Raw genomic sequence first — 24,256 nt, 5'->3', positions numbered from 1 at the left:
GGACCGCGCGCTTGCGGTGCCGCGCCGCCCGGAAGCGCGCGCGGACACCCCGGGTGCGGTGGGATGATCGGGCCCATGGTGCGAGAGAACGACATACCCCGACTCGACGTCCCCAGCGCCGGTGTCCACCGGGCCGACGACGACCGCTACGACGGGCGGATGCCCTACCGGCGCAGCGGGCGCAGCGGCCTGCGGCTGCCCGAGGTCTCGCTCGGCCTGTGGCAGAACTTCGGCGACTCGCGGCCGCTGGAGAGCCAGCGGGCCATCCTGCGGCGCGCCTTCGACCTGGGCGTCACCCACTTCGACCTGGCCAACAACTACGGTCCGCCCGCGGGCGCGGCCGAGCTGAACTTCGGCCGCATCCTGCGCGAGGACTTCCGCGCCTACCGCGACGAGATCGTCGTCTCGACCAAGGCGGGCTACGAGATGTGGCCCGGCCCCTACGGCAGCGGCGGCGGCTCCCGCAAGTACCTGCTGGCGAGCCTGGACCAGTCGCTGGCGCGCATGGGCCTGGACTACGTCGACGTCTTCTACAGCCACCGCTACGACCCCGACACCCCGCTTGAGGAGACGATGGGGGCGCTTGCCGCGGCGGTGAAGTCGGGCCGGGCGCTCTACGCCGGGATCTCCTCCTACTCCGCCGAGCGCACCGCCGAGGCGGCCGCGCTGCTGCGCGAGATGGGCGTGCCGCTGCTGATTCACCAGCCCTCCTACTCGATGGTCAACCGCTGGATCGAGGAGCAGGGCCTGCTGGACGCCCTCGACGGCGCGGGGGCCGGCTGCATCGTGTTCTCGCCGCTGGCGCAGGGGCTGCTGACGGACCGCTACCTGCAGGGCGTGCCCGAGGGATCGCGGGCCAGCCGCGCCGGGTCGTTCTCGCGGGAGTGGCTGGCCGAGGGCAACCTGGACCTGATCCGCTCCCTGAACGAGGTGGCCCGCCGGCGCGGGCAGACGCTCGCCCAGTTGGCGATCAGCTGGGTGCTGCGCGACCCGCGGGTCACCTCGGCCCTGATCGGCGCCAGCAGTGTCGAGCAGCTGGAGGACAGCCTTGCGGCGGTGCGCGCGCCGGCGCTGACCGCAGAGGAGCTCGCTGAGATCGACCGGCACGCGGTGGATCTGGGCGTCAACATCTGGAAGCGCTCCAGCGATCATTGAGCGCCGCGAAGCGGGGTCGCCGCCGCCCGCCGATCCGCGGGCGGCGGCTCCGCGTGCGGGCGCCCGGACCGGGCGCCCGCACACGCTGGGAGAACCGGCGCCGCGCGGCTCCCGATCGTGCCGCACGGGCCGGGCCGCGAATTCCTCGCCTCCGCCACCGGGCGCCGGAAGGAGGGGTTACTATCCTTCCGATGTGGGCACTGAGATGCAGGAAAGCAACTCCCGTTGCGTTTTCTTGATGCGCCGGTAACCCTTCAGTGTCTGCAAACGGCCCAAACTCGTGTGAATTCGGATCACTGACCGTGAATCGGATGTAAGTGGGATGCGGTCGCCGTCGAGAGCCGACCCTCCGGCGGAACCGGACACCCTCCCTTGCGCCGACTGCGTCTGTGTGAGTACGTCGTTACCGGGCGTGCCCGCCGGGCCGCGCCGATTCACCGGGTTGTTCCGAGGCAGTCCGTCCGGGCGATGAGGTAGGGGCATCAGTTGGCGAAGTTCTTGATCAGGAGACTGCTGAGTTATCTCGTCCTGATCTTTCTGGCGTCGAGCATCGCCTATCTGATCGCTGCGACGACTCTCAGCCCGCGCAGCTATTTCGAGCAGCAGCAGCCCCCGCCCAGCGAGCAGGCGATCGAGAGGCAGCTGGACAAGCTGAACCTCAACGACGAGACGCCGCTGGCCGAGCGCTATGCCACCTGGGTCGCCGGTGTCGCGGTCGGCGACTTCGGCCAGACCATCACCGACGAGAGCGTCAACGAGGCCATCGCGCGCAAGGCGGGCGTCACGCTGCGGCTGATCACGGCCGGCACGCTCATCGGCGCGACCGTGGGCGTGGCCGTGGGCGCTTACTCCGCCATCCGCCAGTACGGCAGGTTCGACCGCACCGCCACCGTCGCCGCGTTCTTCCTGATGGCGGTGCCCGCCGTCGTCGTCGCCGTCACCCTGCAGGTCACAGCCGTGTGGATCAACGACGTCTCCGGCATGCGGTTACTGGAGTACGGCGGCGAGTACAGCGCCAACCTCGACGGAGGGCTCTGGGCCACGGTGCTCGACCGGGTCCAGCACGCGATCCTGCCCACCCTGTCGCTGTCGCTGTCGCTGTTCGCCGTCTTCAGCCGGTACCAGCGCAACATGATGCTCGATGTGCTCGGATCGGACTTCGTGCGGACCGCGATGGCCAAGGGCCTCACCCGCCGCGCGGCGATGCTCAAGCACGCCCTGCGCACGGCGCTGATCCCCACGATCACCTACTTCACCTTCACCGTCGGCATCCTGATGGCCAACGCCACCTTCACCGAGAAGATCTTCGGCTGGCACGGCATGGGCGCGTGGGTGGTGGACTCCATCGTCACCAACGACGTGAACGCGGTCGCCGCCGTCACCTTCTTCATGGCCCTGTGCGTCATGGCCGCGTCCTTCCTGTCCGACGTGCTCTACGCATGGCTCGACCCCCGGGTCCGGGTGAGCTGAGCATGGCCGCCACCCGCCGGACCGCCCGCCGCGCCCTGCGCGCCGCACCGGCCCACCCGCTGGGCACAGTGTTGGAGGAGACCCGATGAGCATGTCAGCCGAGCGCGAGGCCGTGGCCTCGGACGCCGCCGTAGTGGAGATCTCCGGCCGGTGGGCCTCGCTGGCCAGGGAGCTGCTGGCCACACGGCGGGTGGTGATCGGGCTGGCCATCATCGTCGCACTGATCGCGATGGCGTGGCTGGGGCCGCTGTTCAGCCCGTGGGAGTTCGACGAGCGCGACTTCACCGCGTTCCGCAGCCCGCCCAGCGCCGACCACTGGTTCGGCACCGGCAACACCGGCCGCGACATCTTCCACCTGACCATGGTCGGGTTGCAGAAGTCGATCCTCATCGGCCTGTGCGCCGCGCTGGCCACGACCGTCATCGCCGCGCTCGTCGGCGCGTTCGCCGGCTACTACCTCGGCTTCACCGACCGCGCGCTGATGTGGTTCACGGACCTGTTCCTGGTGCTGCCGCAGTTTCTGATCCTGGCCATCCTCTACCCGGTTCTGCGCGACCAGGGCTGGGTGGTCTTCGTGCTGCTGCTCGCCAGCCTGATGTGGATGGTCACCGCGAAGATGGTGCGCGGCATGACGATCTCGCTCAAGGAGCGCGAGTACGTGCTCGCGGCCCGGTTCATGGGCGTCAGCCACGGCCGGATCATCCTGCGCCACATCCTGCCCAACATGTCGTCGCTGCTCATCGTGGACGCGACGATCAACGTCAGTTCCGCCATCATCCTGGAGACCGCGCTGTCGTACTTCGGCTTCGGCGTCCAGCCGCCCGACGTCACCCTCGGCTCGCTGATCGCCGAGGGGGCGCGCCAGGCGCTGGCCTTCCCGTGGACGTTCTGGTTCTGCACCGGGCTGCTCATCGTGCTCGTCCTGGCCGTCAACCTCGTCGGCGACGGGCTGCGCGACGCGCTCGACCCGCACTCCAAGAGCAGGACCTAAGGGGGATACCGCCATGACCGCAACCAGTGGCACGGCCGCCCGGGAGCACGCCGAGGCGGCGCCCGGGCCGGACGGCGCCGAAGTCCCCGTGCTGCAGGTCCGCGACCTGCAGGTCGGCTTCCCCGGCGGGCGGGGCAACCCCGACGTCACCGCGGTCCGCGGTGTCAGCTACGAGGTCCGCCGCGGTGAGATCCTGGGCATCGTCGGCGAGTCCGGATCGGGCAAGTCGGTCTCGTCGATGGCCGCCATGGGACTGCTGCCCGACTATGCGCGGGTGAGCGGCTCGATCCGGCTGCACGGCGAGGAGCTGCTCGGGCTGGACGACCAGGCCATGTCGCGCAAGCGCGGCCGCGCCATCTCCATGGTCTTCCAGGACCCCCTCTCCGGCCTGACACCCGTCTACACCGTCGGCGACCAGGTCGCCGAGGCGGTGCGCGTGCACAACCCGCAGACCTCGCGCGCCGACGCCCAGAAGCGCGCCGTCGAACTGCTCACCCTCGTGGGCATCCCCGACGCCGAGCGCCGCCAGCGCGCCTTCCCGCACGAGTTCTCCGGCGGTATGCGCCAGCGGGTCATGATCGCGATCGCGATCGCCAACGACCCCGACGTGATCATCTGCGACGAGCCCACCACCGCGCTGGACGTCACCATCCAGGCCCAGATCCTGGAGGTGCTCAAGGCGGCCCAGCGCGAGACCGGCGCCGCCGTACTGATGATCACCCACGACCTGGGGGTGGTCGCCGGCCTGGTCGACCGCGTCCAGGTGATGTACGCGGGCCGGCTGGTCGAGACGGGCACCGTCGACGACGTCTACTACCGCACCCGCATGCCCTACACCATGGGCCTGCTGGGGTCGGTCCCGCGCCTGGACGAGGACGAGAAGGCCCCGCTCATCCCGATCAAGGGGAACCCGCCCAGTCTCACCGACATGCCGCCCGGCTGCCCCTTCGCGCCGCGCTGCCCGATCGCCACGAGCGAGTGCGACGCCGGCGAACCGCCGCTTGAGCGGGTCGGCGGCGAGGGCCACCGCGCCGCGTGCATCCGCGCCGGCGAGATCGAGGCCAACGAGTGGACGGCCCGCGACGTGTACCCGGTCAGCGAGATCGCGGAGAACCCGGTCGCGCAGGTGCCGCGCGAGGACCGCGAGACCGTGCTGCGCGTCGAGGACCTGGCCAAGCACCACCCGCTGATGCGCGGCGCGCTGTTCAAGCGGCGCGTGGGCACCGTCTTCGCGGTCGACGGCCTCAGCTTCGACATCCGCGAAGGCGAGACCCTGGGCCTGGTCGGCGAGTCCGGTTGCGGCAAGTCCAGCACGCTGATGGAGATCCTCAGCCTCGACGCGCCGCAGCAGGGCACGGTGGAGGTGCTCGGCAAGCGCTCGGGGCGGGTGTCCGGCCGCGAGCGCATGGCGGTGCGCCGCGACGTCCAGGTCGTCTTCCAGGACCCGATGAGCTCGCTGGACCCGCGCATGCGGGTGTTCGAGATCATCGCCGAACCGCTGCGCACCCACGGCTACTCCAAAGAGCGGATCCGCTCGCGGGTGATGGAGCTGATGGACCTGGTGCGGCTGGACCCCTCGGCCGTCACCCGCTCGCCCGCGGAGTTCTCCGGCGGCCAGCGGCAGCGCATCGGCATCGCCCGGGCACTGGCGCTGGAGCCGAAGCTGCTGGTGCTGGACGAGCCCGTCTCCGCTCTGGACGTCTCCATCCAGGCCGGCGTGGTCAACCTGCTGGAGGAGCTCAAGGTACGGCTGGGGCTCTCCTACCTGTTCGTGGCGCACGACCTCTCGGTGGTGCGCCACATCGCCGACCGCGTGGCCGTGATGTACCTCGGCAAGATCGTGGAGATCGGCGACGTCAAGTCGATCTACCGGCGGCCCACGCATCCCTATACCAAGGCGCTGCTGTCGGCCATCCCGCTGCCCGACCCGGAGAAGGAGCGGCGGCGCGAGCACGTCGTGCTCCAAGGCGATCTGCCCAACCCGGCCGACCCGCCGTCCGGGTGCCGGTTCCGCACGCGGTGCCAGAAGTTCGCCGTCCTCAGCGAGGAGGAGCGCACCGCCTGCCGCGAACGCGAGCCGGAACTGGAGCACCGGGTGGCGGGGGCGGCCGACCAGGCCGCCGCCTGCCACTACGCCGAGCCCGACGCGGTCCTCTGACCGTCCGCGGGACCGCACTGTACCGACCCACCGACCCACCGATCCCCCCGAACAGCAGCCCAGTGAGGAGAACCCCCGTGCGAATCAGACGCGCCGCCAAGGTCGGCGCCCCGCTCGTGGCTCTGGCCCTGATGGCCGGCGCCTGCGGCGGAGGCGGTGACGAGGGAAGCGAGAACAAGGAGACCCTCGCCGACATCCCCGCGATCGACATCAACAAGACGGACCGCTCGGAGCTGAAGGACGGCGGGACGTTCCACTGGGGCATCAACGAGTATCCGCCGCAGTACCAGGTCCACCACACGCAGGGCAACCTCGCCAACGCCGAACGCATCGCCTCCGCGGTGCTGCCCCAGGCGCACTACTTCGACAAGAGCGGCGAGCCCCACCCGGACAAGGACTACGTCCTCTCCAGCGAGATCAGCGAGGACGGCACCGAGCTCACCTTCGAGCTGAACCCGGACGCGGTCTGGTCCACCGGCGACTCCATCACCTGGGAGGACTACGCCGCCCAGGTGGAGACCGTCGGCGGGCACCGCGACAACACGGACAAGTTCGACATCGGTGACACGACCGGCTACGAGCGGATCACCGACGTCGAGAAGGGCGAGAGCAAGTTCGAGGTGGTCTTCACCTTCAAAAAGCCCTTCGCCGAGTGGCCCCGCCTCTTCGACGCCCTGTACCCCAAGAAGTACATGGAGGACCCGAAGAAGTTCAACGAGGCGTACAAGAAGGCCTTCCCGGTCACCGCCGGGCCGTTCGGCGACGTGGAGTTCGACGACACCGCCCAGACGGTCACGGTGAACCGCAATGAGGACTGGTGGGGAGACCCGGCGAAGCTGGACTCCATCGTCTACCACACCTACGGCAACGACGCGCTCGCCGGCGTGATGAACAACGGCGAGATCGACGGGTTCTACCTGGGGTACGACGCCGCCGCCTACGACCAGCTCAAGGATGCCGACGGCGTCCGGCTGACCAAGGCCATCGACAACGCCTACCGGCACATGACGTTCAACGGCGGCGAAGGGCGCCTCCTGTCGGACGTCAAGGTGCGCAATGCGCTGGTGCACGCGATCGACCGGTCGCAGATGGCCAAGGCGACCCTGAGCGGCGTCAACTGGACGACCGACCCGACGGTGAACCGGCTGCTGCGCTCCACCCAGACCGGCTTCCAGGACAACAGCGAGGGCTACGGGGAGTACGACCCCGAGAAGGCCGCCGAGATGCTGGACAAGGCCGGCTGGACCCAGGAGGCCGAGGGCAAGGTCCGCACCAAGGACGGCGAGAAGCTGCAGCTCGAGTGGGTCATCCCGTCCGATCTGCAGAACACCGCGGACGAGGCGGAGATCGCCAAGGCGCAGTTGAAGGAGGTCGGTGTCGGCGTCAACATCAAGACCGTGCCGATCAACTCCTACTTCCCGGAGTACATCGTCCCGGGCAACTACGACGCCACGACCTTCGTGTACTCCAGCACCAACCCCTACGCCGGGTACTACGCGGAGAACTTCACGGGTCCGGTGGGTGAGACCGAGGACGGCGAGCCCAACTGGGGCAACAACCTGCACTTCTTCACCACCGACGAGATCAACGCGGCGTTCGAGGAGCTGTCGACGCTGACCGATCCCCAGGAGTACGCGGCCAAGGCCAACGAGATCGACCGGCTGCTCTGGGAGCAGAGCATGGCGGTGCCGCTCTTCCAGCGGCCCGGCCTCTACGCGGTCAGCCCCGACATCGCCAACTGGGGGGCCAACGGCCTGGCGTCGATCCACTACGAGGACATCGGCATCACCAAGTAGGCGAACAGACCGCCGAGCGGACCGCGAGGCGGCCGACCGGCAGGCCCGGGCGCTGCCCCCGACCATCCGATGGTCGGGGGCAGCGCCGTGTGCGGCCGCACGTCGGCGGAGGTGCGCTGAGCCGCGGTGCGGAGAGGCGGCGGACGCTGGATCCTGCGGGGGCCGGGGAATACGGGCTCCGGAGAATGCGGGGGCCGGGGAGTCCGGGTTCCGGAGGTTCCGAAGGCAGGGGAGCCTGCCGATCTTCGCCGGGTTGGGTCTAGACTCGGGGGCCGCCGCACTGTGCGCCCGCTCGGCGCCGGCGGGTGACCCCTGCGCGGGGCGGCCCCCGGCCCGGCGGAGGTGACCGGCCGGGCGGCGGCCGGCGGGCCGAAGGGCGACCGGGTGAGGGACCGGGCAGGCCCGGCCGCGCCCCGGGGCGGCGACCGGGCGTCGGATATCGAGCAGGAGAATCCAGCAGGGAACACGAGTCGGCGGATGCGGATCGGCGGAGAGGCGATGGTGGAGTTCATCCGGGCGTGGGTCATCGGCGCGGTGGCGTGGTTCATGCTGACCAACGTCGGGTCGCTCGTCTTCCAACTGCTCGCCCCCGCCGAACACGTGGCCGGCTTCGGCTGGGCGCTGCTGTGGCTGGGCGCGATCGGCTTCGCCGCCTACTTCCTGTCCGTCGTCGCATCCGCCCTGGTCCACCGGGCCCCCGACCGCCACCGGTTCGGCCGCAACGCGCTCGCGGTCCTCGCCGCGCCGGTGGTCGGCACCGCCGTCGACACGGCGCGACTGCTCACCGGCGCCGGGGTCAACTGGACGCTCTACCTCAGCTGGACGGCCGTCGCGCTGGCCGGCGCTGCCGCCGCCTTCCTGCTGATGCGGCGCCTGCAGGCCCCCGCGGTAGTCGAGTCGGCCACGGGCAGCCGCGTCCGCGTCCCCCGCACCTACTGGGACCGCACCGACGCGGGCGCGGCGGAGCATGCAGCCGCCGGAGACGAGGCGTCCGAAGCCGAGGCGACCGGGTCCGACGAGCCCGGGCCGGGGGAGAGCGAGAGGCCCGGCGCCGAGAAGAACGCGGAACCCGAAGCCGCGAGCGAGTCCCAAGCAGAGGCCCCCGAGCCGAAGTAGCGCCCGCCGTTCACAGCCTCAATGGTCAGTACAGCTAGTCGGGTGCTTCCGTCGCCGTGACGAAGGACCCCATGCCGGGCGTGGTTACGACTCTGCCTTCGTCGCGCAGGGCCTTGATCGCCTTGCGCATCGTTATGCGGGCAACCTCGAACTCGCCTTCCAGCTGCACCTCGGAGAGCTTGTGGTGGGCTGGATACACGCCTTCGTCGATGCGTCGCCGGAGTACGTCGGCGATCTGCTGCCACTTCGGTCGAGTCGGATCGTATTGCACAGTCGAACAGTAGCCATCCAGACCAACTAGCTCATATATAGACATAGTCGCTCCTATATATGAACATCTATAGACAGGATGGGTTTCCTCGGCTACTTTCGACATCGAAAGACCCCTGCGACCGCAGACTCAGCGGTCTCCGCTGACGTAGGCGCCCTTGCCGTTCACGATGCGCAGGTAGCCGAGATCGGCGAGATACGTCAACGACTTGCGAGCGGTTCCGCGGGCGATTCCGAACTCCTGGACAAGGCGTTCTATTCCAGGCACCACACGTTGAGGCTGGTACCGCCCGCTCTCGATCCTGGCCACCAGGATCGAGCAGAGCTGGAGGTAAACGGGATCCGGTGCCTCATGGTCGATCTCACTATCGGGACCGTAGCCCTGGGGAATCCGCGACATGGAATCACTTTAGATGGGCACGGATTGGCTCGTTATTGTGAGGTAAGCCATAGCTTGCTATGTCAAGGTTGAGGTATGGTCGGGCAGACAAGGCCCTCGCGACCGCGGCAACGGCCCGAGGGCGTGGCCACCAGCTATCTAGGAGCTGATGACATGACCGACCCTATCCAGCGTGTGCTGTGGCGCATAAGGGCGCCCGGCCGACCGTCCCGATCCCTCGGTGCACTCCACCAGAACCGGCGGCCCGGCGGACTCCGCCACGCCTCGCTGCTCGGGCGCGGTCCTACGCTCCGGCGCCCGCGTCGCCCGTTGTGCCGTGCGCCCGCCACGCGCGGTCGGGGGCCGCCGCACGGATCCGCCCCTACGCAGCGTCCGCGCCGGCGCACATCCGGCCCGGCGAAATTTCCTGGCATGCGGAGTTCGGCGCGGAGTTCAGGCCGGTCCTCGAAGGCGCGCTCGCGGGGGCGGGGCGATGAGCGCGGACGGGGCCGATCCGGTGGTCCCCCGACAGCGTGACGGGTTCTCGCTGACCGAGCACGAACGGTCCGAGCTTCACGACCTGGTGGACGAACTCGTGTGCGCGACCGACGACAGGGTGTTCTGGCTGGGTGCGGTCCGCGAGACCGCGATGGAGATCCAGCGGCGGCTGCGCGGCATGCTCGACCGCGCCGACTGAGCGGCCGGTGCGGGTGCAGGAGGTCCGGCCGCCCTGCTGCGGTCAGCGCGCGGGGGACCGGGCGGTCGCGGCGCCGGGGTCCCCAGCGGCCTCGGCGTCGGCCGGGCCGAAGATCTCGTCGAGCATCGGGCGCCCCTGCCTCGGCGCCCGGACCTCCAGGCTCACCGCGTCGTGTGCGAAGTGCAGCGCGAAGGAGAAGAAGGCGCAGCAGCGCTGTTCGGCGGCGGCGAGGTCGGCGACCTCGCCAGCGCGCTCCGCCGGGACCACCGCGCGCAGTCCGCCCTCGATCTCTTCGCGCCGCGCGTCGGCCAGCACCGCCCGCCACCGGTCGATCCGCTCGCCCGTCGCGTCGGCGGACTCCAGCGAGCACGCCACGGCCGGCGCGCTTCCGCGCGGGTCGGAACCGGGCCGCGGGGCGGACGGGGTGATGTAGTCGGTCACGTCGATCAGCTCGCAATCGGGGCCGCAGGGGCCCGGGTCGTCGGGAAGCGCGTCTAGCCGGTCGAGGGCCCCGCGCAGGGAGTCGGCGAAAAGCTCAAGCTCCGCCGCCTGGTTCCGGACCGCGGCCAGCCGTGCCGCGACGCTCGGCCGCAGAGACGCCTTGACCTGGGTGCATGCGCCGCCCCACCAGACGTCGATGAGCCGGGCGATCTCCTCCAGCGACAACCCCAGCCGCTTGGCGGTGGTGATCAGGCGCAGGCGTTCCAGATCGGCGGTGTCGTAGACGCGATAGCCGGACCGGGTGCGCCGAGCGGGTAGGATGCCGCGCTCGTCGTAGTAGCGCAGCGTCGACGCCGCGACGCCGGTGCGCTCGGCCAGCTGTGATATCCGCATGGTCTGCACACTCGTGACGGTAGGCCTTCGAGTCGGCTTCAAGGTCAAGTCCCTCTCAGGAATTTCGCGGTCGGCGGCTCCGTGCGGTGTGCGCGCGGAGCGAACGGGCCAGGGCACCACCTGCCGCGGCTCCGGCGGCGATCATCGCGACGGCCGTGCCCAGGGTGATCCAGTCGACCGCCGAGGCGCCGTTCGAGGGGTGGGTGAGATGGGGGATCCGGGCCGCCCCTTCCAGCGGGGCGCCGAAGGCGGGCAGCGCCCACACGGCGGCGGTGCGGCGGCCCCGGTCGGCTCGGCGTGCGCGCGGATGGGCCAGGCCTGCGGCGAGGGCGACCAGGAGGTAGCCGGTCAGCGTGGTGAGCCCGACCCACGCCAGCCGCAGGGAGGGGACGTCGAGAGCCCCGAGCGGCAGCAGCCACAGGTGCAGCAGCGCGCTGGCGACGGCCCAGGCGAGCCACACGGCGGCGCCCGCGGCCCAGGCGCGGAGGAGGTCCATTGGTGCTCCTTGGGTGCTCGGTCGGCTTTGAATGGGGTGTGGTTGGGCTGAGGGTGATGGGCGGCGGGTGTGGAAGCGTCGCGGTGCACTGTCCGGGTCGGGATGGGTGACGGCCGCGGCGCCGGTGCGGCGTGCTCAGCGGGCGAATCGACCGCCGGCGAGCCACACGGCGGCGGCCGCCGCCCAGGGGACGGAATCGTCGGCACGATCGGGCGACGATCTCGCCGGAGTCCATGCGGCGCCGGGCTCCGGGAGCTGAAGCGACGGGGTGCGCTTCGCGCAGGAAGCGGCTCGGCCTCGCGCTGACGGCCCGACGGGGTCCCGGCTGGGAGCACCCTGCTCGGTGGACGGGCGCGGGGTCGTCGTGCGGCATCAGCTTCACCCCGCGCATTCCTCGTAGGGGACGAGTTCGCGGCGCCCGTCCGGGCCGGGCGCGGCCAGGTAGCGCGCGCCGGTGGCCGTGCGGGTCACCGACTCCCATCCCGTGGCGCCGCCGAACGAGAGGCCGTTGAGCGTGGCGTCGGCGCTGAACTCGCGTCCGGCGGACCGGGTGGCGTAGCCGACGGCGCTGTAGCCGGCCTCGCGGTACAGCAGGCGGTCGAACTCGCCGACCTCCCCGCTGCCCGCCGCCTTCGGCGAGGCCGCGTCCTTGGGGCGGCCCGTGGTGGCCAGGAACGTCAGCGCCCTCAACGGCTCGCCGCCCGCGAGCCAGCGGCGGACCGTCGCGCGGTTCGCGTCGGTCACCTTCAGCCGGGCGGTGCCGACCACGCGCCCGCTCCCGTCGTCGGTGTTCGCCGTCTCGACGGCGACCTCGGTGAGCTCGCCGGTGCCGCGGTCGCGGGTGGTCGTCACCGATGCGCGGGTGATCCGGTCGCGGGCGTCCCGCGGCCTGAGCACCGACGGGGGCATGAGCGGGCCCACGCCGCCCGACTCGGCGAAGCGGAACCCGACCGTCCGGGATACGGTGCCGCGCCGCTCGTCGACGGTCTCGGTGAGTGACGCGTCGCCTTCGGCTCCGGCGGAGACCAGGTGCAGCAGGCCGAGGTCGCTGGATACCCGGTCGCGGCCCGTCCCGGTTCCGTCCGCGGGGGCGGAGCCGCCCGGGCGCGGGGTGCCGGCCGTTGCACCACCGGGGACGGCGGGGCGACCGGTCGCCCCGCCGGTCCGGCGACCGGACTCGCCGCCGGCGGCCCGGCCGCGGTCGCGGTCGCGGTCGCGGACGCCCAGGCTCGCGCCCGCCTCGCCGGCCAGATGGAGTCCGGCGCTCAGCGACACCTCGCGGCGGTCCGGCGGCGGCAGGGCGCCCGTCGTCTCCGACCCGAAGAGGTCGCCTGCGGCCCCGACGATCCGAGACCCCAGCGCGTCGAAGGCGCCGCTTCCGCTGCCCAGGGTCTCCAGGTGTTCGGAGCGGGCGACCCGTTCGCGGAAGCGAGCTGCCTCGCGCTCGGTGGCGAACGTCCAGACGTGGGCGGCGGTCGCGCCGCCGTGCGCGCCGGCGCCCACGCCGACCCGGGCCTCGGCGAGGGAGCTCAGTTCGCCGCCCCAGTGCAGCGGGTTGGGCGCATCCGCGGTGGCGTGCAGGCCCCGGGTCAGCGAGACCTCGGCGGTGCCGTCGGAGTTGACGCGCTCGCCGATGCGTACGCTGCCGCTGGGACTGGCCACGACCGAGACACCCACCGACGCGCTGATCCGGTGCTCGTCGGTTGCGCAGCGCTTGGGCAGGAAGCCGTCCGCACTGCCGGGGCCGCTCGGGCACCCGCCGAGGTCCAGCGCGGTGCAGACGGCGCGGCGCACCTCGGTCAGGAGCCGCTGGCCGTAGTCGGTGGCGCCGACCAGGGCGACACCGAGGGTGCACGCCAGGAGGACGACGCCCGCGTACTCCAGGGCGGCCGCGCCGCGGTCGCCGGCGGCCCGAAGGCGGCGGGAGTGCGGATGGACGCGGAGCCGGAAGCGGGGTGCATCGAGGCGCTCCGCGAGGGCGGAGGGGCGGATAGTCGGGGGAGCGGGCGCAGGAGTGCGTACGCGAGCGGACAAAAGGAGCGGACGGCGGCGCTGTCGGGCAGCCATGGTCGGCCTCGCAACAAGGGCGTGGAAGCGGAGGGCGGCGCGAGGCGGGGCTGGGCGGCGTCGTCCGTGCTCGGGAGGCGGGCCACCGCTGCGGCGGCGTTCGGCGGCGCACGGTACGCGCGGGGCGGCACCCGGGCGCGGATGCGGGCGGGTCGGCGGCGGATATCGCGTGGGCGGCGGTCAGCGGTCGGCGGCCCGGTTGCGTGCGGCGGTTCGCGGAGCGCGGTGCCGGCGCCGTATCAGCAGGGGTCGTGGGACGCCGGGGGCCGGATCGGTGGGCTGGCGGGCTCGGCGCGTGCGGCGATCGACGCACGCGCCATCGCCCGGATCAGTCTCCGGGCACGGTCACGGATGTGCCGTTGTTCCAGTTGCTCAGGGACAGCGCGAACCAGCGGGGCTGCAGGCCGGTGCGGTCGGGAGGCAGGCTCTGGTAATAGGCGACCGGGCGGTTTCCGGCGTCGACCCACAGCTCGACGTCGACCGCGGCCTCGCCCAGATTCATGGCGGTGAGCTCCGCGTAGTCCTGCCGGGCGTAGCCGGAGGCGTTCTCCTGCAGTTCGTCGATGTAGGCGGTGCCCTTCCAGTGGGCGACGGGTGCGCCGTCGACCTCGATCGCGTCGATGAGTCGCAGGTCGCTGCTGGTGGCGACCGTGGCGGTGATGTGCGAGCAGTTGGCGCCGCGTGCCGCGGCGACGTCCTCGGCGTACTCGGTGGGGACCTCCGCCTCGTCGACCGGCCAGAAGTCGCCGCCGCCTTCGGCGTGCAGTCCTTCGTCGGTCGCGACGGAACCGGCGGTCTGAGTCTGGGCGGGGGCGAGGTCCTGCTCGTCGAACTCGCGTCCGGGGACGAACTCCTGTTCCGGCGTGGATCGGGTGGCGCCGCCCTCGACGAGGTAGGTGCCCGATCCGTCGCCGTCGCAGCTCAGCCGTCCTCTGTTGACGGTCATCAGCCCGCTGCTGTCGAAGCTCAGCAACCGCCAGGACGCGGACGCCCCGCCCCCCAGCGCCTCGGGCAGTACCTCCGCCAGTTCGGCGCGGTTCTCGGCGTCGCCGGGCGTGGGAACCGCCTCGTGGGAGGAAGGGCCGCCGGAGGCGCCGACACACGCGGTCGTCAGCAGGACCACGGCACCGAGCGCGGCGGGAGCCGCGACCACCCGCCGGCAGAACGAACCGCGGTTTGAACCACGGGTTGAACGCACCGTCACCACGTCACCGACCCTTCCGACTCACGCCTGCGGGACACGGGCTTGGCCCACCCAGAGGGACTCCCAATGCGGGTTGCCGAGAACCGGGACGACTTGGACGGGGTCGCCGGCGTGCACCATGTTGCCGCCGCCGATGTACATCCCGACGTGCGTGGGCGGCGGATACCCCGACATGGTGTGGAAGAAGATGAGGTCGCCCGGCTTGAGTCCGCTCTTGGGGACGTGCTGCAGAGCGCCGCTCTGATCCCATGTGGTCCGCGGGATCGAGACGCCCGCTTCGCGCCACGCCTCCTGCATCAGGGAGGAGCAGTCGTAGGACTGCCGCCCGGTCGCGCCCCAGTCGTAGGGCTTCCCCTGCTGGGCGAGCGCGAACTGGATCGCGACCTTGGCGCTGCCCTCGCCCTGGACCTCGCCGTTCCAGGTACTCGCCATGGGCGCCCAGGAGTACTCCTCGGGCTTCTCGGGACGCTCGCGCTCGACCCAGGTCTCCTCGCCGCAGTCGGGACCTTCGACGCGGCAGACGTACTCACGGGTGGCGTCGTGGAGGGTGTCGCCGATCGAGGTGTTGGCGAGACCGATCACGACCACGGCGGCGACGGCGATCAGCGCCGCGCTCTCCAGGATCGACGCCCCGCGCTCACTCCCGCGCCCATGCAGCCGAGCGAGCAGCTTCCTCGGCACCGTCACCGCACCGACCTCCTCACGTCAGTGGAACCCGAACCTCACCCGACGGGAACGTCCTCAATAGGATCGAACCCCGGAATCTTCACGTCTACCGTATTCAGCTCCTTGGGCACGTGGTACATCGCCCAGTAATCCACCGACTCCCCCGGCCGTACGAATGCTGAAAAGGGCAACCGTGGGGCGTACCCAGAACATAGGCAGTAATCGTGTTCATCCATTACCGGGTGATGCCGGTTATCCTTTTCGTCGTCGATAAGGGATATCCCGCTGAAGACCGCCTCCCGGTAGAGGTAGGTGGGGTTCTCGAACTGGGCGTAATGGATATCCTTGGAAGTCCCTTTATTGGTGATTCTCACGGTGAGGGAAACGAATCCGCTGCTCTTCGATCCGTCCAGTCCGATAATATCGGCGGTGGCATCCGGGAGGTCGTCGATCTCATCGTTGGTCTGGCTGCTGCCGAGGGAGGGAGTTGAGCCCGCTGAGGGTGTTGACTGCGGCGGCTGAGTCTCCTGGGGCGATGTGGAAGCCAGGCCCGCAGGCGCCACCATGAGCAGGGTCCCCATGGAGCACACGACGACGAGTGGAACTCCGGAAGCACGAGCGACGCGCATCGGCATGCTGTACTCCTAACTGGCGAAGGTTATGGTTACGCGCCGGTTCTTCTTCCGCCCCTCTTCTGTCTCGTTCGTCGCGATAGGTCGGTCTGCCCCGTGCCCTTCGGCTTCGAATTCGACTCCTGAACGGCTGACCAGGGACGACAGTGACTCCTTGACCTCCTGGGCGCGGTCGACCGATAGTGGATCGTTGATGGAAGCGTTGCCGCTGTCGTCCGTGTGGCCATCGATTTTCACGGTCTCGCTGGGTGAGTTATCGATTTCCAGCGCGACTTGGCGGAGTTTCTCCTCGGCTTTGTCGGTGAGATTTGATTTTCCGACCGCGAACAGCACGTCGGTCGAGAGTGAGATGGACACCTCGTCACCGGTCTCCTCGCGTGTGTTTCCGGCCAAGTCGCCCTCGAGCGAACGCACGTCCCAGATCTCCGGCGGCGCCAGTTCTCCGGACGCCGGATGCTCGACGTTATTTCCGTTGCGGGTCAGAGGAATATCGAGTATCGGTGGGGCGATGGCCGAAACAAAGATCATCGACTTCACATCACCGGGAGGCGCCGGGAAAGCGATCCAGCCGCTCAAGGACTCGCCGCTCTCAATAGTCGCCTCGCTCCAGTCGCTGCAGTAGCACTTTCCCGCTGAATAGAGCAGCGGCAGATGCTTTTTCCTGTTGGCGCCGTCGATGAGTGAAAACGGTTGCACATCGGCGGATCCCTCGCCTTGAAGTGGCGGGTTAGGCAGGCTGGCCTCTTCTTGAGATCCAAGATTTTCGATGGAGAACTCGAGCACGGCCGTCTCGTTCTTCTGGCGCTGCAGAGAATGTATGTCGATACGGAGGCTCGCGCCTGCCTCGGTCGAGGTGGTCGTGGTGCTCGCCAGAACCGGGGGGCCGGAACCTGAAGTGGGCGGCGCGGATGGCGGGCCACCGGTCCCCGTGCTCTGCTGCGAGCCATCGCTGCCGCCACTGGTAACACACGCAGAGAGCAGAAACGTCAGCGCCAGGATAGTGGCGGCTACCCCACGAGGGTTGTTGCTTGCTCCCTGTGCATTCATGATGGATTTTCTCCTCGCGGCGGAGCGAATGCCAGGGCGTTGCCCAGCGGTTTGTATATGTACTGCCCCTCGGAGTCGGTGAGACGCACGTCGATCAGTTGCTGAGCGTGAGCGAAGCTTTGGACTCGCTCCCCCTCGCAGGTCAGTCCGACGATCTCGGTTCCGCCGAATGTGTACTCGCAGTCGGGCACCACCACTTCGGCTATCGCGGCCGCGTTTCCGGAGTGCGAGGTGTCGGCGTCGGGGTCGTCGGAATCCGCGCAGGCGGTGTCCGACCAGTGCCGTGATCCGTCTTCCTGAAGTTCGCGCTGGCACTCAGTTGTCTGAATCTCCACGCGTACAATGTTTCCGAGGTTTCCTTGGCTGTCGTCGCTCGCACGGATCCGTTCGACCGTCGCGCCGTTTTGTTGTGCGTAATGTTCGGCGGCTGTCCTGCCTTCGGCCGGATCATAGAGTCTGCTGTAGGGGATTTCGTCGTTCGCGAGCTTCTCGGCGGCGTTGTCGCGAGCTACTCCGGCGGCGGCGAGTGCGCTTGCATCGGCTGCCGTCTGGGCATCGCTCCGCAGGTTGTTGGCGTTGCCTACCCGCACGAAGAGGAGAAGTATCGCGATCAGTGAAATGGTCAAGCCGATGAGCATGAACAAGTTCGCCTGACCGTTGTCGCGATCCGACCTGCGGGTTCCAGTCCTCTTTGTCATGGATTCCGGAAGTTATTCAGAGGGGTCCAGAACATTCTGGATGCTTCGTGAAATTGTCGTAGGTATGTCGTTGAAAACCTCTAGTTGCATGATCGCCACTGCTACGCCGCCGACGAGGATGATCACCGCTGCGTACTCGAGAATGCTCGCTCCTCTGTCTCCTCGGGGGGCGGTGAGGCGACTGATGATCATTTCCCGTGTCTTCAGGTGCAGGGACACCAGCAGTTTGGCCATTCAGCCCTCCCGGAAGCGAACATGGGGATCTTGGTCCCCGGCGGTTGATATCAAGTTACGGGTGTCGCGTCCAGTTGTGTAGGGGCGGCCGATGGATTGTGGATAAGTCATCCGGTGAAGACACCTCCGAAGTCGACTCCCGATCCCAAGATCATCGCTCCTCCCACCAGCAGAAGGAGGCCGGGCAGCATCGTCGCCGCCGTGATCCCGGTGACCCGGGGATTGATGCGCTGGGCCTTGCGCCGCATGTACTGGGCGTCCTGGCGGCGCATGTCCTGGCCGATGTTGAGCAGGGTGTGCGACAGCGGGGCGCCCAGCTCCTCGGACTGCTGGATGGCGGTGACGAACTTCCCCAGCGACTCGTTGGAGTTGCGGTCGCGGAGGGCCTGGAAGGCGTCCTTGCGGCTGGTGCCCAGGTCCATCTGGCGCAGCACGATCCGGAACTCGTCGGACAGCGTGCCCGGCATCGCGTCGGCGACCCGGGCGAGCGCCTGGCGGAAGGCCAGACCCGAACCCACGCTGACCGCGAGGACGTCGAGGAAGTCGGGCAGCTGGCGCTGGATGTCGTCCTGGCGCTGCTGGGTCTTCAGCAGCAGCTCGGCGTCGGTCAGCAGGACGAACGCCAGCGCCAGCAGCGCCAGCATGGTCTGGTCGCGGGAGAACAGCAGCAGGGCGGCGCTGCTGTAGAGCAGGATCTCGCCCGTCTTCCGCTGCAGGTAGCGCTCGACGGTGAGGCCCTCCGGGCGGCCGGCGGCCTCGATCCGCAGGCGGATGCTCTCCTGGCGCTCCTCGCCGACGAGCTCGCGCACCGCACCCAGGAACGGGCGGCCGATCAGTTCGGTGAGGCGGTTCAGGACGAACGTCGACTTCCGCTTGGCGCGGGGCGGCGCCGCGGTGATGTCGCCGGCCACCTCGCTCTGCTTGGTGAACAGGTACAGGCCCCAGCAGAAGACCGCGACGACCGCGGCGGCTCCGAGGCCGAGCGCCAGGACGGACGCGAAGGGCATGAGGGCTCCGGGGGTTCGGGGGCTCGCGGGCCGGTTTCGGGGGGCGGGAGGGCGGGCGGCTGCGGGCCGCCCGGGCGGTCAGAGGTCGATACGGGTGGTGATGCGGCGGACCAGGACGAAGCCGGTGAGGAACAGCCCGCACGACAGCGCCAGCACCAGGGTGCCGACCGCGCTCTGGGTCATCGTGCGGATGGCGTCGGGCTGGAGCAGGTTGACGAGGAACAGCGCACCCACGCCCATCGCCAGCAGCGCCCACGCCGTCGACGTGGTCTCGGTCAGGATGGTCTGCACCTCCCGGCGGGACTCCTTGCGCTCCTCCAGGGTCTCCGAGATCGACCGCAGCGCCGAGACCAGGGCGCCGCCCGACCGCGACGACACCAGCAGGGTCGACAGCAGCACCCCGATCTCGCGGGAGGGCATGCGCCGGCGCAGCTCGTTCATCGCCTCCTCGAACGGCAGCCCCAGCTTCATCGACTCCGCCGCGCGCCGGAGCTCCGAGCCCGCCGGCTCGGCGAGCTCCTCGGCCGCCATGTCCACGGCCGTCGGCAGCGCAAGGCCGGCCTGGGTGGCGTTGCCCAGTACGCGGGCCAGCTCGGGCAGCTGGGCGGTGAACGCCTCCTTGCGCCGCTCCTCCTGGCGCTTGAGGTAGGCGAAGAAGGCGAAGCCCACCCCGAACGCCGCGGCGAGCCCGAACACCGGCGCCAGCGCCTGCCAGACGAACACCACCGCCAGCACCGCGGCCGCCGCCATCAGCACCACGAACGTCGACACCTTCACCTTGACCCCGGCGCGCGCCAGCCGGTACTCGATGCGCTGGCCCGGTTCGGTGCGGCGCAGCAGCACGTCCAGCCGTGCGAGCGGGGTGTTGGCGCGCCGCTCGACCTCGTGCAGCGCGCTGCGCGAGGCGAGCCGGCGGCGCTGCACGCTGCCGTCGATGTAGAGGACCAGCCCCAGCACGAACAGGCAGATCGTGACCGCGGCCGAGGCCAGGATGACCGTCGTGTACGTCACAGGGGGACCTCCGGGGAGGGCGGGGCGGGATCGGGGAAGGCCGGTCGGCGGCCGTTCTCCCGCTGGACGCCGAACGCCGCCGGCACGGACTCGCCGGCCGCGCGGATGCGCGCGGCGACGTGGTAGGGCAGCCGGTAGCGGCGGAACTCGCCGTTGGTGTGCCCGCTGCCGTCGTCGGGGTAGGGCTGGAAGTGCAGCAGCGGCTCCAGCCGGAACTCCTCGTCGCGCTGCGAGGCCACGACCCCCACCTGAGCTACCCGCCGCGAGCCGTCCGGGTAGCGGCTCAGGTGCACGATCACGTCGACCGCCGCGTTGATCTGGTCGCGCAGCGCCTCGAACGGGATCTTGACCTCCGACATCGAGGCGAGCGTGAGCAGCCGGTAGACCGCGTCCTCAGCGGAGTTGGCGTGCACCGTCGCCAGCGAGCCGTCGTGGCCGGTGTTCATCGCCTGCATCATGTCCAGGGTCTCCTGCCCGCGGACCTCGCCGACGATGATCCGGTCCGGGCGCATGCGCAGCGAGTTGCGCACCAGGTCGCGGATGGTCACCTGGCCCGCCCCCTCGATGTTGGGCGGGCGGGCCTCCAACCGGATGACGTGCTCCTGCTGCAGCTGCAGCTCGGCGGAGTCCTCGATGGTGATCACGCGCTCGTCGGAGGGCACGAAGCTGGACAGTGCGTTGAGGAACGTCGTCTTGCCGGTGCCCGTGCCGCCCGAGATGATCACGTTGAACCGCGCCCGCACCAGCGACGCCAGCAGCACGGCGGTGGTGCCGTCGACGCTGCCGCGGGCCACCAGCTCCTCGACGGTGAAGGGCTTGGGGAAGCGCCGGATGGTGACGACCGGTCCGCTCAGCGACAGCGGCGGGATGATCACGTTGACGCGCTCGCCGGTGGGCAGCCGCGCGTCGACCATCGGGCTGGACTCGTCGATGCGCCGGTTCACCTGCGAGACGATCCGGTCGATCGTCTGCATCAGCTGCTCTTCGCTGGTGAAGGCGGTGTCGATGCGGTGTACGCGTCCGCGCTGCTCGACGTAGACGCTGTCGGGGCCGTTCACCATGATCTCGGTGATGCTCTCGTCGGCCAGCAGCGGCTCCAGCACCCCCAGCCCCAGCGCCTCGTCGACGACGCGGCGGACCAGCCCGCCGCGTTCGCGGTCGCTGAGCACCGGGCCCTCGCGGGAGATGATGTGCCCGACGACCTTCTCCAGGCGGGTGCGCCGCTGCTCCAGGGTGAGCATGGCCATGTCGTCCAGGTTGACCTCGCGCAGCAGGCGCTGGCGCCAGTGCGCGATCTGGTCGGTCTGGTGGTCGTTGACGTGGTCGTCGGTGAGGCGGTCTTTGAGTCCCATGGCACTACCTGCGGTCGGAGGGCGGTGAGGGGCACGCGCGGGGCGCCGGTGCGGTCATAGCGGCATCTCCACCCGCCGCGAGAGGTCGAAGTCGAATCCGGGGGTGGGGAACATCAGCGGGAAGTCGACGGTGACCTCGGTGTAATACCCGCCCTGGCCGTTGTCGCCCACCGAGACCTCCGCCTGGCTCAGCCACGACGGCAGCGCGGCGCGCGCGGTGGACTCGCCGCCGGCCAGGCCCTCGGTCCCGGCCGCGCGGGCGCCGGCGCGTGCGGCGTGCTCCATCCGCTCGGCGGCGATGAACGCGAAGAAAGTCTCCAGCGCGATCGTCGCGACCAGCACGAAGAGCGGGAAGTAGGCGGCGAACTCCAGGATCTGGGAGCCGCGGTCGCCCCGGCGCCGCCGGCGCGCGGACCCGCGGAGCGGCGGCTGCGCGCGCCCGCGCGCAAGCGCCGTCCGCGCCGCACCGGCCGGTTCAGGCATCGTCGTCCTCCTCCGGGGCGACCGGGTCGGCCTCCTGCCCCGGCCGGCCGGTGTCCTCGGGGATGACCAGGGCCCGGCTGCTGATGTCCCAGGGGCCGTCGACCCCCGGCAGGAACACCGGTGTGGCGATGCTGACCTGCACCGCCCGCCCGGCGTCGGTGCCCACCACCGACACGTCGAGGGTGCCCTCGTCGTTCCAGGGCGGGCTGATGCGCTTGGCGGCCTCCTCGGCGATGGCCTCGTCGTCGGAGGGGTCGATCGCCGCCTGGCGCGCACCCTCGTTGGCGGCGTGCGAGGCGAACATGCCCGTCAGCCCGACGAGTAGGATCTGCCAGGTCATCAGCAGCGCCAACCCGACGAAGGGCAGGGTCGAGGCGAACTCGACGAACAGCGCGCCGGAGTCGCCGCGCCGCCGCCGCGCCCGCGCGCGGCGCTCGCGCGCGTCGGCGGGCTCGCCGTAGGGATCGGGTGAGCCGGGAGCGGCCTGGTAGGCGGGCTCGCCCGCGCCGTCGCGGTCGTAGGGGGACTCGGGCCGGTGCAGCAGCTCCAGCTCGGCGGCGACCTGAGCGAACGTCCGCAGGAGGCCTTCGTCGGTGACGCGTGCGGGGTCGCCGGTGTTGGAGGCCTCCTCGACCGCCCGGTAGGCCGCCGGGACCGCGGTGCGCAGGATGGGGGTCGCCAGCAGCTTGCGGGCGAAGTCAGGCTGGATCTCGTTCTTGCGGCTGTGGCGGATCAGCAGCGCGCTGACGTTGCGGGAGTCGCGGATCTGCAGCCGCCCCCACATCGCCACCACCCGCTGGGCCGCCCGCAGCGCCGGCAGGTCGGGGGTCACCAGCAGCACGGCGGTGTCGGCGAGCTCGACCGCCATCGCGCTGGCCTCGGTGGTGGCGGTGCCGCAGTCGACGAGCACGAGGTCGTAGCGCGACCGCAGCGCACCCAGGATCTGGCGGGTGGCGCGGCCCGTGACGTCCTCGCCGCGCTCGCCGTCGTGCGGCGCCAGCAGGATGTGCACGCCTTCGGGGTGCACGTAGAGGGTGTCGGCGAGCATGGAGGCGCTGATGTCGTCGGCGGCCTCGACGAGGTCGGCGATGCTGCGCCGGTGCTTGAGGTCGAAGTAGCCCGGGATGTCGCCCGACTGCAGGTCCAGGTCGACCAGGCAGACCACGCGGCCCGACCGGGCGGCGGCGCGCGCCAGGTGGATGGCGCTGGTCGTGGTGCCCACGCCGCCCTTGGCGCCGTTGAAGGTGACGATGGAGCCCCTCCGGCCGTCCATCGGGACGTCCAGGGAGGCGGCCTCCAGGTGGCGGCGCAGCGTGCGCGACCAGTCGGCGGCCGCGGTGACGCGCTGGGCGATCTGCTCGACGGTGGCGTGCGCCGGCAGCACGCTGCGCGCCCCCGCCTCCATGGCGTTGGTGAAGGTGTCGGCGTCGACCTCGTCGACGACGAGGATGACGGCGAGCTGGGGCCGGTTCCGCGACAGGTCGCGGATCAGGTCGAACACCGGCAGCGGCCCGAGGCGCTCGTGCACGAGCACGACGTCGAGGGTGGGCACCTGCCCGACGCTGTCACCGATCTCCTGGGAGGTGCGGTGCACGCCGATCACCTCGGTGTCGAGCAGCTCGTCGAAGCGCGCCCGCAGCGCTTCCTCCAGCTCGGCCGAGGGGACCCCGAGCATCACCTGGTATCCGCTCATCACTCGCCCTCGGTCTGCTCGGGCTGCGGGGACGCCTCGGCGCCGTCGGACTCGGCGGGCTCGCCGGACTGCTCGCGGATCTGGTCGAGCTGGTCCTCGGCGCAGAACTCCAGGTTGCCGGGGTCGCCGGAGCCCTGCGGACTGACCGCGGCCAGGCGCAGGCTGCTGGCGAACGACTCGGCGTAGGTCAGGTTGAGCGCCTGGTCGGGGGTGAGCCGGAAGGTGACCGGCACGACGCTGCCGGTGTCGCCGGTGGTCTCGTCGATGGTGGAGCCCACGTCGCCGATGTCGAGGATCTCGATGTTGGTCAGCACCCGGTAGGCGCACGCCTGCGGCTGGCCCTCGCCGGGGTTGAAGGCGGCGTAGACGTCCACGCGCGACTGGCGGCCCACCTTGCCCGCCACGCCGGTCTCGGCGTCGACCATGATGGCGATCTCGCGTTCGCCCTCCTCCAGGTCGGGCGCGGCGATCACCATGCTGCGCTGCAGCAGTTCCCCCTCGCGCAGCGCGCTGGAGGCCACCGGGAGCCGGCCGACCTGCTCGTTGATCTCGCCGAACTCGCCGATGAAGTGCTGGGAGTCGAAGAAGCGGGCGGGGACCTCGTACTCCTCCAGCATGTCGGGGGTGATCTCCTGGTACGGCTGCACGTCCTCGGTCAGGCGCAGCGCCGTGCGGTAGCTGCCCAGCTCGCTGTTGAGGTTGCCCACGTAGGCCACCACAGTGAGGAACACGGCGACACCGCCGACGGCGGCGACGATCATGAGCAGGATTCCGCGCCGTTGACGAGGGTTCATGGCGCT

24 protein-coding genes are annotated in these 24,256 nt (G+C 70.3%); 7 read left to right on the top strand and 17 right to left on the bottom strand.

Annotation, left to right across the window (positions count from 1 at the left end):
• Nucleotides 1-75: 75 nt before the first annotated feature.
• The 6 genes from mgrA (at nt 76) to ABD284_RS13720 (ending at nt 8,686) form a co-directional block, all read left to right on the top strand.
• Nucleotides 76-1,155, top strand: a complete 1,080-nt coding sequence (mgrA, locus tag ABD284_RS13745; RefSeq protein ID WP_344143340.1) for an L-glyceraldehyde 3-phosphate reductase — start codon at nt 76-78, stop codon at nt 1,153-1,155.
• Nucleotides 1,156-1,641: 486 nt separating this feature from the next.
• Complete coding sequence (locus tag ABD284_RS13740) at nt 1,642-2,625, top strand: ABC transporter permease (protein ID WP_344143339.1); 984 nt, start codon at nt 1,642-1,644, stop codon at nt 2,623-2,625.
• 85 nt (nt 2,626-2,710) lie between these two features.
• Complete coding sequence (locus tag ABD284_RS13735) at nt 2,711-3,616, top strand: ABC transporter permease (RefSeq protein WP_344143337.1); 906 nt, start codon at nt 2,711-2,713, stop codon at nt 3,614-3,616.
• Nucleotides 3,617-3,629: 13 nt separating this feature from the next.
• A complete protein-coding gene (locus ABD284_RS13730) occupies nt 3,630-5,774 on the top strand; it encodes a dipeptide ABC transporter ATP-binding protein (RefSeq protein ID WP_344143335.1) in 2,145 nt (714 codons plus the stop codon).
• A gap of 77 nt (nt 5,775-5,851) precedes the next feature.
• The gene (locus tag ABD284_RS13725) at nt 5,852-7,570 is read left to right on the top strand and encodes an ABC transporter family substrate-binding protein (RefSeq protein ID WP_344143334.1); all 1,719 of its coding nucleotides are present in this window, start codon (nt 5,852-5,854) and stop codon (nt 7,568-7,570) included.
• Between the two features lie 477 nt (nt 7,571-8,047).
• Complete coding sequence (locus ABD284_RS13720) at nt 8,048-8,686, top strand: hypothetical protein (RefSeq protein WP_344143333.1); 639 nt, start codon at nt 8,048-8,050, stop codon at nt 8,684-8,686.
• Nucleotides 8,687-8,720: 34 nt separating this feature from the next.
• Here ABD284_RS13720 and ABD284_RS13715 read toward each other — a convergent pair whose 3' ends face one another.
• A complete protein-coding gene (locus ABD284_RS13715) occupies nt 8,721-8,957 on the bottom strand; it encodes a GntR family transcriptional regulator (protein WP_344143332.1) in 237 nt (78 codons plus the stop codon).
• A 129-nt stretch (nt 8,958-9,086) separates the two neighbouring features.
• Nucleotides 9,087-9,356, bottom strand: coding sequence for a GntR family transcriptional regulator (locus ABD284_RS13710; RefSeq protein WP_344143331.1), 270 nt, complete (start codon nt 9,354-9,356; stop codon nt 9,087-9,089).
• 472 nt (nt 9,357-9,828) lie between these two features.
• Between ABD284_RS13710 and ABD284_RS13705 the strand changes: the two genes are divergently transcribed.
• On the top strand, nt 9,829-10,032 hold the full coding sequence (locus tag ABD284_RS13705) for a hypothetical protein (protein ID WP_344143330.1): 204 nt from the start codon (nt 9,829-9,831) through the stop codon (nt 10,030-10,032).
• Between the two features lie 42 nt (nt 10,033-10,074).
• Here ABD284_RS13705 and ABD284_RS13700 read toward each other — a convergent pair whose 3' ends face one another.
• From ABD284_RS13700 to cpaB, 15 genes are all read right to left on the bottom strand, one after another.
• Nucleotides 10,075-10,866: a MerR family transcriptional regulator gene (locus tag ABD284_RS13700; RefSeq protein ID WP_344143548.1), complete on the bottom strand. Its 792-nt coding sequence runs from the start codon at nt 10,864-10,866 to the stop codon at nt 10,075-10,077.
• A 55-nt stretch (nt 10,867-10,921) separates the two neighbouring features.
• Nucleotides 10,922-11,362 carry a hypothetical protein gene (locus tag ABD284_RS13695; protein WP_344143329.1) on the bottom strand — a complete coding sequence of 147 codons (441 nt, stop codon included), beginning with the start codon at nt 11,360-11,362 and terminating at the stop codon, nt 10,922-10,924.
• A gap of 378 nt (nt 11,363-11,740) precedes the next feature.
• Nucleotides 11,741-13,429, bottom strand: coding sequence for a hypothetical protein (locus ABD284_RS13690; RefSeq protein WP_344143328.1), 1,689 nt, complete (start codon nt 13,427-13,429; stop codon nt 11,741-11,743).
• Between the two features lie 328 nt (nt 13,430-13,757).
• On the bottom strand, nt 13,758-14,627 hold the full coding sequence (locus ABD284_RS13685; protein ID WP_344143327.1) for a hypothetical protein: 870 nt from the start codon (nt 14,625-14,627) through the stop codon (nt 13,758-13,760).
• 27 nt (nt 14,628-14,654) lie between these two features.
• A complete protein-coding gene (locus tag ABD284_RS13680) occupies nt 14,655-15,320 on the bottom strand; it encodes a C40 family peptidase (RefSeq protein ID WP_344143326.1) in 666 nt (221 codons plus the stop codon).
• Between the two features lie 35 nt (nt 15,321-15,355).
• On the bottom strand, nt 15,356-15,934 hold the full coding sequence (locus ABD284_RS13675) for a hypothetical protein (RefSeq protein WP_344143325.1): 579 nt from the start codon (nt 15,932-15,934) through the stop codon (nt 15,356-15,358).
• A gap of 9 nt (nt 15,935-15,943) precedes the next feature.
• Entirely contained in the window at nt 15,944-16,978 is a 1,035-nt protein-coding gene (locus ABD284_RS13670) for an OmpA family protein (RefSeq protein WP_344143324.1), read from the bottom strand.
• Nucleotides 16,975-17,622: a pilus assembly protein TadG-related protein gene (locus ABD284_RS13665; protein ID WP_344143323.1), complete on the bottom strand. Its 648-nt coding sequence runs from the start codon at nt 17,620-17,622 to the stop codon at nt 16,975-16,977. The genes ABD284_RS13670 and ABD284_RS13665 overlap by 4 nt, the downstream gene beginning before the upstream one ends.
• Before the next feature lie 66 nt (nt 17,623-17,688).
• A complete protein-coding gene (locus tag ABD284_RS13660; protein WP_344143322.1) occupies nt 17,689-17,910 on the bottom strand; it encodes a hypothetical protein in 222 nt (73 codons plus the stop codon).
• Nucleotides 17,911-18,017: 107 nt separating this feature from the next.
• Nucleotides 18,018-18,917 (bottom strand): type II secretion system F family protein, encoded by a 900-nt coding sequence (locus ABD284_RS13655; RefSeq protein WP_344143321.1) that lies wholly within the window; start codon nt 18,915-18,917, stop codon nt 18,018-18,020.
• A 78-nt stretch (nt 18,918-18,995) separates the two neighbouring features.
• Nucleotides 18,996-19,928 (bottom strand): type II secretion system F family protein, encoded by a 933-nt coding sequence (locus ABD284_RS13650; protein WP_386699255.1) that lies wholly within the window; start codon nt 19,926-19,928, stop codon nt 18,996-18,998.
• On the bottom strand, nt 19,925-21,280 hold the full coding sequence (locus ABD284_RS13645; RefSeq protein ID WP_344143320.1) for a TadA family conjugal transfer-associated ATPase: 1,356 nt from the start codon (nt 21,278-21,280) through the stop codon (nt 19,925-19,927). Before ABD284_RS13645 ends, ABD284_RS13650 begins: the two co-directional genes overlap by 4 nt.
• Nucleotides 21,281-21,334: 54 nt before the next feature.
• Nucleotides 21,335-21,763, bottom strand: a complete 429-nt coding sequence (locus tag ABD284_RS13640) for a TadE/TadG family type IV pilus assembly protein (RefSeq protein WP_344143319.1) — start codon at nt 21,761-21,763, stop codon at nt 21,335-21,337.
• Nucleotides 21,756-23,456, bottom strand: coding sequence for a CpaE/TadZ family protein (locus ABD284_RS13635; RefSeq protein ID WP_344143318.1), 1,701 nt, complete (start codon nt 23,454-23,456; stop codon nt 21,756-21,758). Before ABD284_RS13635 ends, ABD284_RS13640 begins: the two co-directional genes overlap by 8 nt.
• Nucleotides 23,456-24,250, bottom strand: coding sequence for a Flp pilus assembly protein CpaB (cpaB, locus tag ABD284_RS13630; RefSeq protein ID WP_344143317.1), 795 nt, complete (start codon nt 24,248-24,250; stop codon nt 23,456-23,458). The genes ABD284_RS13635 and cpaB overlap by 1 nt, the downstream gene beginning before the upstream one ends.
• Nucleotides 24,251-24,256: the final 6 nt, after the last annotated feature.

This window comes from Streptomonospora arabica, assembly GCF_039531585.1.
GTDB lineage: Bacteria > Actinomycetota > Actinomycetes > Streptosporangiales > Streptosporangiaceae > Streptomonospora > Streptomonospora halophila.
The sequence above is the reverse complement of the archived record's forward strand: the minus strand, read 5'-3'. Positions and strand labels throughout refer to the sequence as shown.